We start from the raw sequence: 2,467 nt of genomic DNA on the forward strand, positions 1-2,467 counted from the left end.
CCGGTGACCTGGTAGCCCCAGGAGCCGCCGAAGGGGTGCTCGGCGACCGGCATCAGTTCGACGTGGGTGAAGCCCAGGTCCTTGACGTACGCGGGCAGTTGCTCGGCGAGCTGCCGGTAGGTGAGACCGGGCCGCCAGGACGGCAGGTGCACTTCGTACACCGAGAACGGCGCCTCGTGCACCGGCGTCTTCGCGCGGCGCTCGAGCCACTCGGCGTCGCCCCACTCGTGGTGCGAGGCCGTCACCACGGAGGCCGTCGCCGGCGGCACCTCGGTGCGCCGGGCCATCGGGTCGGCCTTCAAGAACCGGTGCCCGTACCGGGAGGTGATCTCGAACTTGTACTTCGCGCCCTCGCCGATGCCCGGCAGGAACAGCTCCCACACCCCGGACGAGCCGAGGGACCGCATGGGGAAGGCCGTCCCGTCCCAGAAGGTGAACTCCCCGGCCACCCGGACACCGCGCGCGTTCGGCGCCCACACGGTGAACCGGGTGCCGGTGACGCCCTGGTGGGTCATCGGCTCGGCGCCGAGCGCCCGCCACAGCTGCTCGTGCCGGCCCTCACCGATCAGGTGCAGGTCGAACTCGCCCAGGGCGGGCAGGAAGCGATAGGGGTCGTGCACCTCCTGGGTGCCCTCCGCGTACTCCACCAGCAGGGTGTAGGCGGGGATCGCGTCCAGCGGCAGCACGGTGGAGAAGAGGCCGCCGCCCTCGGAGACGAGCCGGTGCCGCTCGCCGGCGAGCACGACGCTCACGGCGCGGGCGAACGGTCTGAGCGCCCGGAAGGCGATCCCGCCCGGCACCGGGTGCGCGCCGAGCAGCGCGTGCGGGTCGTGGTGGGCGCCCGCCAGCAGGCGTTCCAGGTCGGCCGGGTCCAGGGCGGGGGCCGGCAGCGGCCGGCGGCCCGCCGACTCGGGCAGGGTGGTGTCGCGCAGCGCCACGGTTCATCCTCCTCGGACGGCAAGGCGTTCGATCGCCGCCATCGGTACGGGAAGCCAGCCCGGACGGTGCCTGGCCTCGTACAGCACTTCGTAGACCGCCCGGTCCGTCTCGTACGCGCGCAGCAGCGCGTGCTTCTTGCGCGGGTCCCATCCGGCCCGGACCGCGTAGCCGGCGCAGTAGGCCTCCCGGCAGCGGCGGGCCCACTCCGGACGCCAGGGGCGTCGCTGGCGGGCCGCGTAGTCGAACGAGCGCAGCATGCCCGCGACGTCCCGCACCGGGGACTGGGCGCCGCGCCGTTCGGCGAGCGGGCGGGACGGCTCGCCCTCGAAGTCGATGACGAACCACTCGCGGCCCGCCCGCAGCACCTGCCCCAGGTGCAGATCGCCGTGGATGCGCTGCGCCGCCGGCCCGGCATCGCAGGTGGCGAGCGCGCGGAAGGCGGAGCGCAGGCCGGGGACGAACGGTCTGAGCGCCGGCACGCAGTGCGCGGCCGCCTCCAGCCGGGCCGTCATCGCCGCCGCCGTGCGCTCCATCTCGCCGTGGGTCCCGGCGGGGAAGGCGGACGCCAGGGCGAGGTGGATGTCGGCGGTCGCCTGCCCCAGCTCGTACGCCTCCTTGGTGAAGTCCTCGCGGGCGGCGAGCGCCCCGAGGGCCAGCGTCCAGCCGTCGGAGGCGTCGGGCAGGTACGGCTGGAGCACGCCGAGGGTCGCCGCCCACGGCTCGGTGGTGCGCAGCCAGGCCACCGGGGCGGGGACGCGGTTGCAGCCCTGCGCGACCAGTGCCCCCGGCACCTCCAGGTCGGGATTGATGCCGGGCTGGATGCGCCGGAAGACCTTCAGGATGAACGCGTCGCCGTACACCAGCGAGGAGTTGGACTGTTCGGCGTCCAGCAGGCGCGGCGCGAGCCCGGACGGGATGCCCGCGGCCGGGTCGGTCTCGAAGCACAGCGGGCCCGCCGCACCGGGCTGCCTGAGCCGCTCCAGGAGCAGCGCGGCGGAGCGCGGGTCGTGCAGCGCGTCGAAGACGGTGAGACCGGCCAGCGGACCGTCCTGCACCCGGCCGATGAGGGCCCGGCCCAGACGCGGCGAGAGCTGTTCGCGCACACCGAGCAGCAACTGGTAGCAGTCGCCGGGCGGGTGGGTGCCGCCGCCGGGTGCCGGGACCGGCAGGTACCCGGCGTCGACCAGGACGTGCAGACAGCCCGGGAACAGCTCCGTCGCGGACAGCACGGTCAGGTCGGTGACGGGCCGGTCCTTGCCCGCGAACCAGCGCTGCCGGGGCAGCCACTCGCGCAGCAGCCCGCACAGCGAGGACAGGGGCTGCTCGGTGCCCGTGCTTCTCGGCCGGAGGATTACCGTCTTCGCCATGGTGACGCGTCCTTTCCTCGGCGGCGCGCTCAGCGTCGTCCGCCGGTGCGGGATGCGACTCGGGAGAGCCGGAACCAGTAGAAGCCGTGGCCCGCGAGGGTCAGCAGGTACGGCAGCTCACCGATCGCCGGGAAGCGGACACCGCCGAACAGTTCGACGGG

2 protein-coding genes and 1 pseudogene are annotated in these 2,467 nt (G+C 74.3%); all 3 read right to left on the reverse strand.

The features are described 5' to 3' along the window. Positions 1-938, reverse strand: a pseudogene (locus ABZX30_RS38020) (1,4-alpha-glucan branching enzyme); the annotation flags it as partial. Positions 939-941: 3 nt separating this feature from the next. Next, positions 942-2,306 carry a maltokinase gene (locus tag ABZX30_RS38025; RefSeq protein WP_355942999.1) on the reverse strand — a complete coding sequence of 455 codons (1,365 nt, stop codon included), beginning with the start codon at positions 2,304-2,306 and terminating at the stop codon, positions 942-944. A 29-nt stretch (positions 2,307-2,335) separates the two neighbouring features. Further along, positions 2,336-2,467: alpha-glucosidase C-terminal domain-containing protein (locus ABZX30_RS38030; RefSeq protein ID WP_355943002.1), on the reverse strand; the 132-nt coding region annotated here is incomplete at its 5' end.

This window comes from Streptomyces sp. NPDC004542 (genome assembly GCF_040610035.1).
GTDB lineage: Bacteria > Actinomycetota > Actinomycetes > Streptomycetales > Streptomycetaceae > Streptomyces.